The following is a 14,535-nucleotide window of genomic DNA, read 5'->3' as shown; positions in this document are numbered from 1 at the left end:
AGCGTGCCCACCATTCCGCGCGGATGGCGCCAATGGTGGGCACGGCGCAAATGCGCCTTTGCCCACCCTACATTTTTGCCTTCCCGTCACCCTTCTCCTCCGCCAACAGCGCCTCGCGGACCTGCTTGAATTCGCTGCGGTCGGCCTTGTCGACTTTGGGGAAATGCAGGTCGAGCTCGTCCAGCGCCGCCACGATGGCCGAGCCGATCACCACGCGGGCGAACCATTTGTGGTCGGCCGGCACGACATACCACGGCGCAGCGTTCGCCGCGGTGTGGCGGATCATGTCCTGATAGGCGGCCTGATACTTCGCCCACAGCTTGCGCTCGCCGATGTCGGCCAGCGAAAACTTCCAGTTCTTGGCGGGGTCCTCCAGCCGCTCCAGGAAGCGCTCGCGCTGCTCCTCCCTGGAGACGTTGAGAAAGAATTTCAGGATCACGGTGCCGTTGCGCGCGAGGTGGCGCTCCATGGCGGAGATATCCTCGAAGCGTTCCTTCCAGATGTCCTTGGCTACCAATTGCGGCGGTAACTTCTGCCTGGCGAGAATTTCCGGGTGCACGCGCACCACAAGGCATTCCTCGTAATAGGAGCGATTGAAGATGCCGATGCGACCGCGCTCCGGCAGCGCGATCATGCTGCGCCACAGGAAATCGTGGTCGAGCTCCTTCGTCGAAGGCTGCTTGAACGACGTGACCTCGCAGCCTTGCGGATTGACGCCCTCGAACACGCTCTTGATCGCGGAATCCTTGCCGGCGGCGTCCATGCCCTGAAAGATCAGCAGCAGCGACCAGCGATCCTGCGCGTAGAGCTTCTCCTGGAAATCGTTGAGCCGCTCGCGGTTGGCCTCGATGATCCTTGTCGCGCTCTCCTTGTCGAGGCCGCCCTTCGCGCCTGTCTTGTGCGACTTCAGGTGAAACTCGCCCGAGCCGTCGTAGCGGAACGGGGCGAGATAGGGCTTCAGCTCGTTCGCCAGCGACTGCGAGGATTTTTTGCTCATTTCGTTCCGGAGGGCTTGGGTTGCGTTTTCAATCGGTCGAGAACGCTACCAAGAATGCCCTTGGGAAGGAATATGATGAAGGTGACGAGCAGCAGGCCGTAGACGAGGTTGTCCCAGCCGACCGCCTTGGTACCGAAGCCGATGCGCAGCACTTCGGCGAGCAGGATGGTGATGATGGCGCCGACAGTGGGCCCGAGCGAGACGTAAAGGCCGCCGACGATGACGGCAAATACCATCTGCAGCGACACCGCAATGCCGCTGACGGTGTCGGGCGAGATGAACATCTGGTACTGGCAGTACAGCGCACCGGCAAGCGCGGTCATCAAGGCCGAGATCAGCGTGATCTTGAGTTTTTCGGCCGTGACGTTGACGCCGGCCGCCGCGGCGGCGTCCTCGTCCTCCGATATCGCCTCCATGGCGTAGCGGCTCATGCTGCGATCGACCCAGCGCCAGATCAATAGCCCCACCACCCAGACGAACAGCGCGATCAGGTACCACGTCGTCTTGTCGTCGAATTGCAGTGCCATCAGGCCTGAGCCGCTGCGGGCGCGGTCCGGCGTGTAGCCGAGCGAGCCGCCGGTATAGTCGCGCGTCGCGGTGATGACCTGCAGCACGATGCCTGACAGCGCCAGCGTCACCAGCACGAAGTAATGCCCGGTGATGCGAAAGCGGAAACAGGGATAGGCAACGATAAGCGCCAGTATCCCCGCCGCCACCATGCTGATGGGAATGCCGATCCACGGCGAGACGCCGAGATGGTTCCACAACAGCGCGGTGACATAGGCGCCGACGCCCATGAAGCCGCCATGGCCGAGCGACACCAGCCCGAAGCGGCCCATGATCGACCACGCGGTGTAGGCGAACGACCAGATCAGGATCAGCACCAGGATGTGCAGGTGATAGGGCTCGCGATAGACAAAGGGCAGCGCGACCAGCGCGGCGAGGCCAACGCCCCAGGCGATGTAGCGGGAATTCACGAGCGCCTCGCAAAAAGGCCCGCGGGCCGGATGAACATCATGACGATGAAGAAGGCGAACGCCAGCACGTAGCCCCATTCGAGATCGGAGAACAGGCCGCCCAGCGAAATGATCTCGGCGAACACGAAGGCGGCGATGAAGCCGCCGACGAAATTGCCGAGGCCCCCGAGCACGCAGATCAGGAAGGTGATCGGCCCGAACGACAGTCCGACAAAGGGATGCACGTCGTATTGCAGCACCAGCAGGCAGGCGGCGAGGCCGGCGAGCGCTCCGCCGAGCGCCGAGGTGATGAGATAGATGCGCTTGGTATCGACGCCCATCAGCGACATGATCTGGCGGTCCTGCGAGATGGCGCGGATCGCGGTACCCGTATAGGTGCGGGTCATGAAGAAGTAGACCACCAACATGCCGACCAAGGCGGCGACGAAGGCGAGCAGCCGTGAATAGCTGAAATGCATCTCGCCGATCGCCAGCACCGGCAGGCGGATGCCGAGGTTGCGGAAGTCGATGCCGAAGGCGACGGTGGCAAAGCTCTGCAGGATGAACAGCACGCCGCCGGTCGCCAGCAACTGGTTGATCGGCGGCGCGGTGAGCAGCGGCGCGATGACGATGTAATGCAGTGCGGCCCCAAGGGCTGCGACCAGCAGGATCGCGAACGGCGCGGCAACCCAGTACGGCAATCCGAACACCTGGACCATGTAATACATGCCGTACATGCCGATCATGACCAGCTCGGCGTAGCAGATCCAAGTGACGTCGATGACGCCGAAGATCAAATTGAGCCCGAGCGCCAGCAGCGCCAGCACGCCGCCGAGCAGGATACCGTTGACCACGGCTTCCAGCAGATAGATGTCGAAGATGTCGAGAAATCCCTGCATCTGTGCCCTGCCCTAAACGCCCAAATATGCCTGCTTGATCGTGTCGGTCGACAACATCTCTTCCGACGTGCCGGACGCGCGGATGCTGCCGGCCTCGAGCAGATAGGCGCGGTCGACCACCTTCAGCACCTGCTGCACGTTCTGTTCGACGATCAGAACCGTGAGCCCGCTGGCGCGGATACGCTTCACCAGTTCGAACACCTGCTGCACCACGACCGGCGCCAGCCCCGCCGACGGCTCGTCGAGCAGCAGCAATTTCGGGTCCGACATCAGCGCGCGGCCGATCGCGCACATCTGCTGCTCGCCGCCCGACATGGTGCCGGCCATCTGGCTGCGCCGTTCCTTCATGCGCGGGAACAGGTCGAACACGAATTCCAGCCGCTCGGCGTATTTGGCGCGCGCGCCGGGCATGTAGGCGCCCATCTTCAGATTGTCGTCGACGGTGAGCCGCGGAAACAGCCGGCGGTTTTCCGGCACATGCGCGATGCCGAGATCGACGATGCGATGCGCCGGCGTCGCCAGCACGTCGTGGCCTTCCATCGTGATGGTGCCTTTGGTGGGCCGGATCAGCCCTGAGATCACGCGCATCAGCGTGGTCTTGCCAGCGCCGTTGGGACCGATCACGCCGACCGCCTCGCCTGCCTTGACGTCCAGATTGACGCCGAACAGCGCCTGGAAGGTGCCGTAGCCCGCGTCGACCGATTTCAATTCGAGCATGCGCTAGACTCCCGCCTTGCGGCGCGCTTCCGCCGCCGCAGCCTGGCTCGAATCCGCGTCCGTGCCGAGATAGACCTCGATCACCCTGGGATCGCCGGCCACCGCGCTCGGCAGACCTTCCGAAATCTTCTCGCCGTGATCGAGCACCATCACGCGGTCGACCACCCGCATCAACACGCCCATGATGTGCTCGACCCAGATGATGGTGATGCCGAGCTCGTCGCGGATCTTGCGCAGCATGTCGGCCGCCTGATCCATCTCGTGCTCGTCGAGCCCGCCGAGGCTTTCGTCGGCGAGCAGAAGTTTCGGCCCCGTCGCGAGCGCTTTTGCAAGTTCGAGCTTTTTCAGGCCGGCGGCGCCGAGACCGTCGACGCTGGCGTGGCGATCGGTCGGCAGGCCGACCATGCCAAGCGCGCGCTCCGCCGCCTCATCCGCCCTGGCGCGGCTGTGGCGGCCCTGGCCGTAATAGCCGGCCAGCGCGACGTTCTCGAACATGCTGAGCCGATGAAACGGCCGCGGGATCTGGAAGGTGCGGCCGATGCCGCTATTGATGATGCGGTGCGGGGCCACGCCCGCGATCTCCGCGCCGTCGAACAGGATCGATCCCGCCGTCGGCACCAGCGTGCCCGACAGCATGTTGAAGATCGTGCTCTTGCCGGAACCGTTGGGGCCGATCAGGCCGAGAATCTCGCCCTGCTCGACCCGGAACGACACGTTGTTGACAGCGGTGAAGCCGCCAAAACGCTTCACCAAGCCTTCTACCGTCAGCACCCCAGAACCTCCGCTGGCTTTTTCGTTGGAGCATGATCCGCCTCGCAAAAGCCGGATCATGCTCTTGCCCGTCTGTGCCGGCCTACTGGTTGCTGAACGTTGTTCCCTTCGGCAGCGGCAGCACGGCCTCGCGCTGCGCCTGGCTCTTCGGCCACACCACGTAGGACTTGTCGTCGATGTACTGGATGACCACCGGGAACGAGCGCTCGTTCTGGCCGGCCATCTGCGTACCCTCGCCGTGGAACTTGACACCGAAGCCGAGCATGGTGCCGCCTTCGGGAATGTCGACTTCGAGCGCCGCCTTGCGCAGCGCGTCGGGATCGACGCCGCCATATTTCTTGATCGCGCGCGGCAGCACGTCGGTCAGGAAGAGGTAGGTGTTCGACGCCGCCATGCCGACATGGGCGGAACGGATCGCTACCCCAGGCTTGGCCTTGTCGAACTCCTCGCCGACCATCTTGATGACGGGCGGCAGCTTCGGATCCATCGATTTCTGGTTGGCGAGCCAGATCGAGATCGGATCGGTGTTGAAGACGTAATTGACGTCGCCGCCCAAGCCTTCCTTCAGCTTCTCGTAGACGCCATAGCCCGCGCCGTGGCCGACCAGCGCGGCGAATTTCAGGCCCTGCTCGCGCGCCTGCCGGCCGAACAAAGTGATGTCCGGGTTGTAGCCGGTGTGGAAGATCACATCGGGCCGCGCGCGCTTCAGCTTGGTGACCAGCGCGGAAAGATCCGGCGCGGTGGCGGAATAGCCTTCCTTCATCACGATGTTGAAGCCGGCCTTCTTGGCGCCGGCCTCGTTGCCCTTGGAGACGTCGACGCCATAGGCGCCGTCCTCATGGATGATGGCGACGCGCAAATCCTTCGGCTCCTTGCCGAGCTTTTCCTTGGAATTCTGCGCGATGAAATCCATCGTCATCATGCCGAACTGGTCGCCCGAGGCCTGCGGTCGGAACACGTATTTGAAGTTCTTGTCGGCCAGCACCGCCGAGGAGATGCAGGTGGTGATCCACATGAAATTCTTCAGCTGCTCGACGCGCGCGGCCACCGGCACGCATTGCGCCGAGGAGAAGAAGCCGAGCAGCATGTTGACCTTTTCCTGCTCGATCAGCCGGACCGCCTCGTTGATCGCTACATCAGGCTTGCTCTGGGCGTCGGCATAGACGGCTTCGACCTTGTAACCCTCGACCCCGGTCTTGGCGTACTGGTCGAGCATGATCTTGGCGCCGATGTATTGTAGTTCCGAACCGCCGCCTGCGAGCGGCCCGGTGAGGTCATAAACCACGCCGATCTTGATTTTTTTCTCCTGAGCATCGGCGCTAACCGCCATCCCCAGCACCGCGATTGCGGCAGACAGCCCAACGAGAAGGCGTGCAGCTTTGCGCCCCGGCATGGAATCCTCCCTGGATTATTTTTTGTGCACTGCATTTTCTTGTTCTTGTTGGCGCCTATCACATTGGTAGCGCGACCAGATGTCAAGCGCATTGCGGCGTCAGGGCTCGGAAGCGAGCTGCGCCTCGATGAACGCCGTGACAAAACGCGGCATTGCGGAGGTGAGATCATGCGCGCTGCGCACGAGGTGGATGGCGGACAATTCCGGCTGATGCTGCGCGGTGAGTTTGCGCTCGATCCGCTCGCGCACGGCGTCGCCTGGCATGTCGACCCGCAGCATGCGGATCATCGCGAGCGCGTGTCCGGTGTAGATGCAGTGCCAATGCAGGTCGCTGTCGTATTCGCCGGGCGCCAGTCCGGTTTCCTCCTCGAGCTCGCGCGCGACGCTGCCAGATATGTCGACCGTGCCGTCCCTGATGTCGTCGAGGTCGGGTGTGCCTGAAGGAAAATAGATGCGCCCGGCGTTTGACGTGTGCTGGCCCATCTCGCCGAGCACGAAGGCGCCATCGGCGCAGCGCAGCGCGCCCATGCCGAAACCGTTGAACACGCTCGCGTCGGGACAGCCCCAGTCGCGCCATGCCAGAAAACTCGCGAAATCGGTTTCGAAATAGCTGGCGCTCAGGCGATCGCCGGCAAACACCGGATTGCGCCCGAGCAGGACGCGGCCGTTCCACAGCGCGGGCTTCTCGCGCTGCTTGTCGGCGAAATGCGCCGCAATCTCCGCGCGGCGTGCCTCGGCAAACGGCCACTGCCACGCTTCGACAACGAGGTCGAGCGCGCTGACGCGGTGAATGACCAGAGCTTTCGCGTCAGTCATCGCCTGACTTCGCCTGATATCACGCCGATCCCGCCCAGCCCTTACTTCGCGCTCGTGCCGGTGGTCTTCTTGACCTGCTCGACGTACTTGTTGGTCCAGGTCTTGGTCACGTCGATATTGGCTTTCGCGACCTCGGGCGAACCTTCGCTGAATACGGCGAGCACCGCGTCGGCGCCCTTGGGATCCATCTTGCCGGTCTCCGAATACATCGGGATCGTGTTCTTCAACGCGGCGAGATAGAGCTCCTTGTTCTTGCCGACAATTTCATCGGGCATCTTCGCCATGATCTCTTCCGGCGAGTGCGCGTGGATCCAGGCCAGCGTGTTGACGATCGCCGTGGTCAGCGCCTGCACTTCCTTTTCGTGCGATTTGATCCATGCCGTGGTGGTGTAGAGCGCGCCGCCCGGATATTCGCCGCCGAACAAAGCGAGCGTGTCCTTTTGCGTGCGGGTGTCGGCGAGTATCTTCAAATCCGGATAGCTGCCCTGCAGAACGGTGACGGAGGGATCGAGCATCACTGCTGCGTCGATCTGTCCCTGCTGCATCGCCGCCACGGCGGTGGCCCCCAGGCCAACGCCGATCACCGCGGCGCTGGTCGGGTCAAGGCCGTTCTTCTTCAACAGATATTTCAGGAAGAAATCGGTCGAGGAGCCCGGCGCGCTGACGCCGACCTTCTTGCCCGCCAGATCCTTGACCGATTTGATCTCATTGGTGTGTGCGGGCGACACCACAAGCACCAGGCCGGGATAGCGGTCATAGATCACGAAGGACTGCAATTCCTGCTTCTTGGCGGCCAGATTGACGCAATGGTCGAAATAGCCCGACACGACGTCGGCGCTGCCGCCGAGCACAGCCTTGAGCGCGTCCGAGCCGCCCTTGAGATCGACCAGTTCGACCGCCAGCCCCGCCTTCTCGTATTCGCCGAGCTGTTTCGCCAGCACGGTCGGCAGATAGCACAGGCAAGAGCCGCCCCCGACCGCGACGGTGACCTTGCTTTGCGCTGCGGCAAATCCCGAGGTCAGCGCGAGTGCCAGCAGCGAAGCGGCCAGCCGACCGAACAGTTTCTTCATGGGTTCCTCCGTTTGTTGGCCGGCAAGATAGAGCAGCGCGCCGACGTTGAGAAGGCGACTTTCCGCCCGCTGGTCAGGGCGGGCGGCATAGCATCGCCCTTACAATAATCAGCACAGGGGGAGACTGCTCATGGATCGCCTGGCCATCACGCTATCGCTCGCCACCGCCTTCGCCCCGGTTGCGGCGTCACGCATCTGCTGCGCCCGGCGCTTGCCGCCGAGAGCATCACGGCACAGGTCATTCATACTACGAAGATGTAGAACTGAGGCTGCACGTCGCAGCTTCGTCGGGTGGGCAAAGGCACGCAGTGCCGTGCTTACATTCTGTGGAGGATCACATGGCAACAAGCAAAACATACAAGTCCTTTCAGTACAGGAACAACCTGGTCTGGGACACCGCTCGCCGCGGCCGAACCTCCGCCCCCGGCAAACCCGACATCGAAATCGGCAGTCCTCCGGAATTCAAGGGAGAGGCGGGCGTCTGGGCTCCCGAAGAAATGTTGGTCGCCGCGCTGAATGCTTGCATGATGTTGACGTTTGTATCGTTCGCTCAGAATAAGCGGTTGGAGTTTGTCGGCTATGAAAGCGCCGCAGACGGGTTGCTGGCAAACGTCGACGGCAAATATCGGATTGTTGAAGTCAGCATTCGGCCAACCCTGGTCTTGAAAAGCGAGGCCGATATAGAAGCCGCCCGAACGATCATGGCCGAGGTGAAAGCAAACTGCTTCATTTCCAACTCGATCACCGCTGACGTGAAACTGGTTCCCCAATTTCGAACGACATCAGACGTCGTCACCTAGTGTTGCCTTCGGCAGAGCCGCAGGGTGGAAGGCGCATCGCGTCGTGCACACCATCGATCCACATCGCCGTCTCTGCAGATGGTAGGGACGCGGAGCCTGTCATCGGGCGCGCGTTCGCGCGACCCGGTGGCTTTGCCCACTCTCCAATTCCTATGGCGGATAAGAAACGTAAGGTAGCCAGAGGCACGCAATGCCCGTGCCCACCAGCCTCATCATAATCGTTTGCAATTGGTCTGCGCCGGCTAGCGTCGATCCGCGGATAAGCGATGGTCATTCCGTTTCGATGGAGGTTCGGGCAGGCCGGTTGGTATGGCCAACGGCGCCAGCGCATCCGCAAGGTCTGCTTGCGTGATCTGCTCAAACGGCTTGTCGATCGTGACGGCCTCGGTTGGCCGTCCGGGGTGCATGATGAGCACGATGGTTCGGGCGCCGCCGCAACCAGGATCGGCGCGTTCGCTTACGGTGATTATTGTTTCATCATCGGCGTTGATGGCAGTCCGGGCATGCTCCTTCAATTCACGCACGACGTTCCATTGGTGGCGCGGCGACCTTGGAAAGAAAACAACAGTCATTGCGTAATGTTATAACATTACGCGCCTATGTCAAACAGCTTGTAATGCACTCTGGGGATCGGCTGATTCCGCAGGGAAACGGCGGCTCGAACCGCCTGGCTTGGTCGATTTCCGAAGTTGGGTCGCGGAAGTAAACTCAGAGCATCAGTTCGTGCACGGGGCATGTGGCTTGATGGCCGCCGCCAGGACGTGATTCAAGCTCCGCACCGGGCATCAAATCATGCGCTACGAACTCAGTGGTTATGCTTGCCTCTCACAATGACGGCAGAGAACTCTACCCCCTGCCCTCCGCTGCCGCCGGCCGCCAGACCAAAAGCCTGCGCTCCGCCAGCGTCACGCCCATGTCGATCAGGATGACGAAAGCCGACAGTACGAACATGCCGGCGAACACAGCGGCGACGTCGAACACGCCTTCGGCCTGCTGGATCAGGTAGCCGAGGCCGGCCGCCGATCCCAGATATTCGCCGACCACCGCACCGACCACGGCGAAGCCGACCGAGGTGTGCAGCGAGGAGAACATCCACGACAGCGCCGACGGCCAGTACACATGCCGCGTCAATTGCCGCTCGCTCATGCCGAGCATGCGGCCGTTGTCCAGCACGGTTTGGCTGACCTCCTTGACGCCCTGATAGACGTTGAAGAACACGATGAAGAACACCAGCGTCACGCCGAGCGCGACCTTGGACCAGATGCCCAAGCCCAGCCACAGCGTGAAGATCGGCGCCAGCACCACGCGCGGCAATGCGTTGACCATCTTGACGTAGGGATCGAACACCGCGGCAACGCGCGGCTGGCGCGCGAACCAGAAGCCGACCAGCACGCCGCCGACCGAGCCGATCACGAAAGCCAGCACCGACTCCCACAGCGTAATCATCAGATGCTTCCAGATCACCCCGGACGAGAACCATTTGACGATCTGGCTGCCGACATCGACCGGGTTGGAGAAGAAGAACGGCGGCAGCAGGATGCGGCCGAACACCGGCACGGTGGCGAGGAGCTGCCACAGCGAGAGTGCGACCACGGCGACTAGAAGCTGGCAGCTAAGAAGCATTAATCGAGACATGAGCGATAACTATCTCCACGTCGTCCGTGCGAAAGCAGGGACCCATAGTCACTGATGTTCATTGTTGCAGAAGGTCGCTACCCTATTGCCCAAACGATGGGACACGGCGTATGGGTCCCGGCGCCCGTGCGCAATTGCGCACTAGGCCGGGACGACGAGGGAAGCGTGACATCAGCCGACCTCCGCACTTAGCGTCGACTGGGCATAACCCTTCATCACTTCGTCCTTCAGCACGCTCCAGATTTCGCGGTGCAGTTCGTGGAATTGCTTTTCCATCCGCACTTCCGAGATGTCGCGCGGGCGCGGCAGCCTCACCCGCCAGTCGCCGATGATGCGCGCCGACGGCCCCGCCGACATGATCACGACCCGATCGGCCAGCGCGATCGCCTCCTCGAGATCGTGGGTGACGAACAGCACGGCCTTGCGGTCGGCGTTCCACAGCTCCAGCAGCAGATTGCCCATGATCTGCCGGGTCTGCGCGTCGAGCGGACCGAACGGCTCGTCCATCAGCAAGATCTTGGGATCGCGGATCAAGACCTGCGCCAGCCCGACACGCTTGCGCTGCCCGCCGGACAGCATGTGCGGATAGCGGTTGGCGAACGCGCCGAGGCCGACGGATGCGAGCCAGCCCTGCGCGCGCTGCAGCGCCTGCTCGCGCGGCGCGCCCTTGATGTCGAGGCCAATGGCGACATTGTCGATCGCGGTCTTCCAGGGAAACAGCGCATCGGCCTGAAACAGATAGCCGGCATCCCGGTTCAGCCCGGTCAGTGGCTGACCGAAAATCTTCACCGATCCCGCGGCGGGCTTCAAAAGCCCGGCCGCCACGTTGAGCAGCGTCGATTTCCCGCAGCCGGTCGGGCCCACAATGGCGACGAACTCGCCATGGGCGACGGACAGGCTGGCCCGCTCCACGGCTGTGTAGACACGATCCCCGGCCACGCGAAACGCCACCGTCGCGTCGTCAAGGGCGACCGCCACGGGCTCTGCGGTATCCGCCATGTTTTCTCCCCAAGGTTTGGAGGGATGCCTTAGCGGGTACAAAGGAGAAGTTCAACGAAGGCCTGCGACGTCACCCCCCACCGCGCCGCTACGCGGCGACCCTCCCCCTCCAGGGCCCCTCCAGGGGAGGGTGACAAGAATTCGAGATCGCATGGCAGCTCCTCTGATCGCCTATGGCGCCACGGGACAGGTCAGGGGTCCTACGCATCAACAGATAACAAAGCCGGAACTCGCGTGCCCAGGACAGGTTTATCCGTACTGTCCAAAACGCAATCCGGAGGGAAGCCATGGAGCATCTCCGCTATCCGAACGAAAGCGCCGAGTATCGTGCCGCAAGAAACGCGCTTCTGAACGACGAGATCGCACTGCGTGCCCAGATCGAAGCTGTTGCAGCCAAACGCCGCACCCTGCCGCCAGGTGGCAAGGTGCCGGAGGACTATGTATTCGAACGGATCGGCAAGAATGCAGCGCCGGAGAAGGTGAAGATGTCCGAGCTGTTTGGCCCGCACCACACGCTCATTCTGTACAGCTTCATGTATGGACCCGAACGCGAGTTGCCGTGTCCGGGCTGCACGCACTTGCTTGATGGGATCGACGGCGCGGCAAGGCATACCGGCCAGCGAGCGGCACTTTACATTGTCGCGAAGTCCCCAATCGCACGTCTTGCCGCGTGGGCCCATGAACGCGGATGGGATCATCTCTCGCTCGTGTCGACCGCCGGCAATAGCTACGATGCGGATTATTTTGGCGACACGTCGAAATTTCCCAAGGGATTGCGTAGACAGCATCGCGTTCCAGACGGCGAGAACTGGGACGAAACGATATTCAACGTCTTCAGGAAACATAACGGAGCAATCCATCACTTCTGGGGCTCGGAGATGAGCTTCGCACCAACAGAGCCGAATCAACACCATCGCGCCGGTGACCTGGTCGACCCTCTATGGGGTCTGCTCGATATGATACCCGAAGGGCGTGGCGACTTTTTCCCCAAGGTGAACTACGAATAAGCACAGGCGGATCGATCGGGCTGGCGCGAAATAATGAAGTCCTGCATTCGCGGCCAGCCATTTATCGGCTATCAGTGTCTCTGTGAGGAATAGCCAAGGGTTGGGACCGCACCGAATGCCGACCATGCCACTCATCGCTTACGCGAATGTCGGCAAGACCTTTGACGGCGGTCGCGTGGTGGCCGTCGAAGACGTCTCGCTCGACGTCGCCGAGGGCGAATTCCTGGCCATCGTCGGCGGCTCCGGCTCGGGCAAGACCACGCTGCTGCGGCTCGCCAACCGGCTGATCGAGACGGATTCCGGGTCGATCACGGTCGAAGGCGAGGACGTTCAGAATGTCGATCCGATCCTGCTGCGGCGCCGGATCGGCTATGTCTTTCAAAGCGGCGGACTGTTTCCGCATCTGACCGTCGCCGACAATATCGGTATCACGCCGAAGCTAACGGGCACTCCGCCCGCCGAGATTTCCGCGCGGGTGGACGAACTGCTCGACCTTGTCAGGCTCGACCGGGCGCAATACCGCGACCGGCTGCCGCACGAGCTCTCCGGCGGCCAGCGCCAGCGCGTCGGCGTGGCGCGCGCGCTTGCCGCAAAGCCGCGCATCGTGCTGATGGACGAGCCGTTCGGCGCGCTTGACCCCTTAACCCGCGATGCGCTCGGCGACGATTTTCGCGAGCTGCATCGCAAGCTCGGCCTGACCACGGTCATGATCACCCATGACATGACGGAGGCTATCCTGCTCGCCGACCGGATCGCGGTGATGGGCGGCGGCCGGCTGCTGGCGCAGGGCACGCCGTCAAAACTTTCCGAAAGCGGCAACGCTTACGTCGGCGAACTGCTGCGCACCCCGCGGCGGCAGGCCGAACGGCTCGGCGCGCTGCTGCCGCGGGACGGTACGGCATGAGCATCTTCGCCGATCCGCGCTGGGCGGAAGCGCTGGGCCACCTGCCCGATTATCTCGGCAGCCATGTCCGCGTCAGCGTCACCGCGCTGGCGCTGGGACTTCTGGTCAGCCTGCCGCTTGCCATCCTCTCACGCCACCGGCCGGTGCCGCGCAGCGCGCTACTCGGCCTCGCCAGCATCGTGCAGACGGTGCCGGGACTGGCGCTGCTCGCACTGTTCTATCCGCTGCTGCTGGCGCTGGCGGCGCTCTCGCTGTCGTGGTTCGGCGTCAGTTTTTCCGCGTTCGGATTCCTGCCGGCGGTGCTGGCGCTGGCGCTCTATTCGATGCTGCCGGTGCTGCGCAATACCATTACCGGCCTGCAGGGCGTCGAGCCTGCGATCCTGGAAGCGGCGCAAGGCGTCGGCATGACGCCGCGGCAGTCGCTGTTCACGGTGGAATTGCCGCTGGCACTGCCGGTCATGATGGCGGGCATCCGCACCGCGGCGGTCTGGGTGATCGGCACCGCGACGCTATCGACGCCGATCGGCCAGACCAGCCTCGGCAATTACATCTTTGCCGGGCTGCAGACCCAGAACTGGGTGTTCGTGCTGTTCGGCTGTCTCGCCGCCGCGGTGCTGGCGCTGGCCGTCGATCAATTGCTGGCGCTGATCGAAAGCGGCCTGCGCGACCGCAGCCGCCTGCGCGCAGGCGTCGGCGGCGCCGGCATCGCGGCGCTGGTCGCGGCCACGCTGGTGCCGACGATGATGCGCGCGCAGACGAACTACGTCATCGGCGCAAAAACCTTTACCGAACAATATGTGCTGTCGGCCTTGATGGCGCAGCGGCTCAAAGCCGCCTCGCTCCCTGCGACGACGCGCGAAGGCCTCGGCTCCAACGTGATCTTCGAGGCGCTGGCAGCCAACGATATCGACGTCTATGTCGACTATTCCGGCACGCTGTGGGCCAACCAGTTTCACCGCACCGACATCAAGCAGCGCCAGGAGTTGGTGACCGAATTGAAGACGATGCTGGCAAACCAGAACATCACGCTGCTCGGCGAACTCGGCTTCGAGAACGCCTATGCGCTGGTGATGCCGCGCAAGCGCGCCGAGCAATTGGGCATCCGCACCGTCGCCGACCTCGCCTCGCGCGCGCCGAACATGTCGATCGCCGGCGACTATGAATTCTTCTCGCGCCCCGAATGGACCGCGCTGCGCAGGGCCTACGGCCTGTCGTTCCGCGCCCAGCGGCAGATGCAGCCGGACTTCATGTATGCAGCGGTCGCCTCCGGCGAAGTCGACGTCATCGCCGGCTACACCAGCGACGGGCTGATCGCCAAATACGATCTGGTTGTTCTCGGCGACATCAGGCGCGCGATCCCGCCCTACGACGCGATGGTGCTGCTCGCGCCGAAGCGCGCCAGCGACGAGGGCTTGCGCAAGGCGCTGGCGCCGCTGCTCGGCAAAATCGACATCGCCACGATGCGCGAGGCCAATCTGCGCGCCGCCGGCAATGATGCCACGAGCTCGCCGGACGCGGTGGCGCAGTGGCTGTGGGAGAAGGTGGGGAAGAGGTAGGAGAGGCCGTCGTTT

General features: G+C 63.0%; 15 protein-coding genes. 4 read left to right on the top strand and 11 right to left on the bottom strand.

What is annotated here, in order from left to right:
* Positions 1-67: 67 nt before the first annotated feature.
* The 8 genes from V1288_RS19740 to V1288_RS19705 all read right to left on the bottom strand — a co-directional run bounded on the left by V1288_RS19740 (position 68) and on the right by V1288_RS19705 (position 7,619).
* Positions 68-997 carry a polyphosphate kinase 2 family protein gene (locus V1288_RS19740; RefSeq protein ID WP_334358622.1) on the bottom strand — a complete coding sequence of 310 codons (930 nt, stop codon included), beginning with the start codon at positions 995-997 and terminating at the stop codon, positions 68-70.
* A complete protein-coding gene (locus tag V1288_RS19735; protein ID WP_334358621.1) occupies positions 994-1,974 on the bottom strand; it encodes a branched-chain amino acid ABC transporter permease in 981 nt (326 codons plus the stop codon). Before V1288_RS19735 ends, V1288_RS19740 begins: the two co-directional genes overlap by 4 nt.
* Positions 1,971-2,852, bottom strand: a complete 882-nt coding sequence (locus tag V1288_RS19730; protein WP_334358620.1) for a branched-chain amino acid ABC transporter permease — start codon at positions 2,850-2,852, stop codon at positions 1,971-1,973. The genes V1288_RS19735 and V1288_RS19730 overlap by 4 nt, the downstream gene beginning before the upstream one ends.
* 12 nt (positions 2,853-2,864) lie before the next feature.
* Complete coding sequence (locus V1288_RS19725; RefSeq protein WP_334358619.1) at positions 2,865-3,569, bottom strand: ABC transporter ATP-binding protein; 705 nt, start codon at positions 3,567-3,569, stop codon at positions 2,865-2,867.
* Between the two features lie 3 nt (positions 3,570-3,572).
* Positions 3,573-4,340: an ABC transporter ATP-binding protein gene (locus V1288_RS19720; protein ID WP_334358618.1), complete on the bottom strand. Its 768-nt coding sequence runs from the start codon at positions 4,338-4,340 to the stop codon at positions 3,573-3,575.
* A gap of 82 nt (positions 4,341-4,422) precedes the next feature.
* Complete coding sequence (locus V1288_RS19715) at positions 4,423-5,733, bottom strand: ABC transporter substrate-binding protein (protein WP_334358617.1); 1,311 nt, start codon at positions 5,731-5,733, stop codon at positions 4,423-4,425.
* A 99-nt stretch (positions 5,734-5,832) separates the two neighbouring features.
* Positions 5,833-6,549, bottom strand: coding sequence for an NUDIX hydrolase (locus tag V1288_RS19710; protein WP_334358616.1), 717 nt, complete (start codon positions 6,547-6,549; stop codon positions 5,833-5,835).
* 41 nt (positions 6,550-6,590) lie between these two features.
* Positions 6,591-7,619: an ABC transporter substrate-binding protein gene (locus V1288_RS19705; protein ID WP_334358615.1), complete on the bottom strand. Its 1,029-nt coding sequence runs from the start codon at positions 7,617-7,619 to the stop codon at positions 6,591-6,593.
* Positions 7,620-7,957: 338 nt separating this feature from the next.
* Between V1288_RS19705 and V1288_RS19700 the strand changes: the two genes are divergently transcribed.
* Positions 7,958-8,419 (top strand): OsmC family protein, encoded by a 462-nt coding sequence (locus V1288_RS19700; protein ID WP_334358614.1) that lies wholly within the window; start codon positions 7,958-7,960, stop codon positions 8,417-8,419.
* A 242-nt stretch (positions 8,420-8,661) separates the two neighbouring features.
* On the opposite strand, the gene V1288_RS19695 is transcribed toward V1288_RS19700, so the two are convergent.
* From V1288_RS19695 to V1288_RS19685, 3 genes are all read right to left on the bottom strand, one after another.
* Positions 8,662-8,991, bottom strand: coding sequence for a hypothetical protein (locus V1288_RS19695; protein WP_334358613.1), 330 nt, complete (start codon positions 8,989-8,991; stop codon positions 8,662-8,664).
* Between the two features lie 274 nt (positions 8,992-9,265).
* On the bottom strand, positions 9,266-10,054 hold the full coding sequence (locus V1288_RS19690; protein WP_334358612.1) for an ABC transporter permease: 789 nt from the start codon (positions 10,052-10,054) through the stop codon (positions 9,266-9,268).
* Positions 10,055-10,225: 171 nt separating this feature from the next.
* Entirely contained in the window at positions 10,226-11,053 is an 828-nt protein-coding gene (locus V1288_RS19685; protein ID WP_334358611.1) for an ABC transporter ATP-binding protein, read from the bottom strand.
* 287 nt (positions 11,054-11,340) lie between these two features.
* Between V1288_RS19685 and V1288_RS19680 the strand changes: the two genes are divergently transcribed.
* From V1288_RS19680 to V1288_RS19670, 3 genes are all read left to right on the top strand, one after another.
* Positions 11,341-12,060, top strand: a complete 720-nt coding sequence (locus V1288_RS19680) for a DUF899 family protein (RefSeq protein WP_334358610.1) — start codon at positions 11,341-11,343, stop codon at positions 12,058-12,060.
* Between the two features lie 115 nt (positions 12,061-12,175).
* Positions 12,176-12,964, top strand: coding sequence for an ATP-binding cassette domain-containing protein (locus tag V1288_RS19675; protein ID WP_334358609.1), 789 nt, complete (start codon positions 12,176-12,178; stop codon positions 12,962-12,964).
* Positions 12,961-14,520 carry an ABC transporter permease/substrate-binding protein gene (locus V1288_RS19670; protein ID WP_334358608.1) on the top strand — a complete coding sequence of 520 codons (1,560 nt, stop codon included), beginning with the start codon at positions 12,961-12,963 and terminating at the stop codon, positions 14,518-14,520. Before V1288_RS19675 ends, V1288_RS19670 begins: the two co-directional genes overlap by 4 nt.
* Positions 14,521-14,535: the final 15 nt, after the last annotated feature.

This window comes from Bradyrhizobium sp. AZCC 2176 (genome assembly GCF_036924645.1).
Taxonomy (GTDB): Bacteria; Pseudomonadota; Alphaproteobacteria; order Rhizobiales; family Xanthobacteraceae; genus Bradyrhizobium.
Note: the sequence above shows the minus strand (reverse complement) of the source record. Positions and strands in the feature narration are given on the sequence as shown.

Excerpts from the sequence above, each read along its gene's own strand:
- V1288_RS19740 (WP_334358622.1), bottom strand. The coding sequence starts at position 997 with ATGAGCAAAAAATCCTCGCAGTCGCTGGCGAACGAGCTGAAGCCCTAT.
- V1288_RS19730 (WP_334358620.1), bottom strand. The coding sequence starts at position 2,852 with ATGCAGGGATTTCTCGACATCTTCGACATCTATCTGCTGGAAGCCGTG.
- V1288_RS19725 (WP_334358619.1), bottom strand. The coding sequence starts at position 3,569 with ATGCTCGAATTGAAATCGGTCGACGCGGGCTACGGCACCTTCCAGGCG.
- V1288_RS19715 (WP_334358617.1), bottom strand. The coding sequence starts at position 5,733 with ATGCCGGGGCGCAAAGCTGCACGCCTTCTCGTTGGGCTGTCTGCCGCA.
- V1288_RS19710 (WP_334358616.1), bottom strand. The coding sequence starts at position 6,549 with ATGACTGACGCGAAAGCTCTGGTCATTCACCGCGTCAGCGCGCTCGAC.
- V1288_RS19705 (WP_334358615.1), bottom strand. The coding sequence starts at position 7,619 with ATGAAGAAACTGTTCGGTCGGCTGGCCGCTTCGCTGCTGGCACTCGCG.
- V1288_RS19700 (WP_334358614.1), top strand. The coding sequence starts at position 7,958 with ATGGCAACAAGCAAAACATACAAGTCCTTTCAGTACAGGAACAACCTG.
- V1288_RS19695 (WP_334358613.1), bottom strand. The coding sequence starts at position 8,991 with ATGACTGTTGTTTTCTTTCCAAGGTCGCCGCGCCACCAATGGAACGTC.
- V1288_RS19690 (WP_334358612.1), bottom strand. The coding sequence starts at position 10,054 with ATGTCTCGATTAATGCTTCTTAGCTGCCAGCTTCTAGTCGCCGTGGTC.
- V1288_RS19685 (WP_334358611.1), bottom strand. The coding sequence starts at position 11,053 with ATGGCGGATACCGCAGAGCCCGTGGCGGTCGCCCTTGACGACGCGACG.
- V1288_RS19680 (WP_334358610.1), top strand. The coding sequence starts at position 11,341 with ATGGAGCATCTCCGCTATCCGAACGAAAGCGCCGAGTATCGTGCCGCA.
- V1288_RS19675 (WP_334358609.1), top strand. The coding sequence starts at position 12,176 with ATGCCGACCATGCCACTCATCGCTTACGCGAATGTCGGCAAGACCTTT.
- V1288_RS19670 (WP_334358608.1), top strand. The coding sequence starts at position 12,961 with ATGAGCATCTTCGCCGATCCGCGCTGGGCGGAAGCGCTGGGCCACCTG.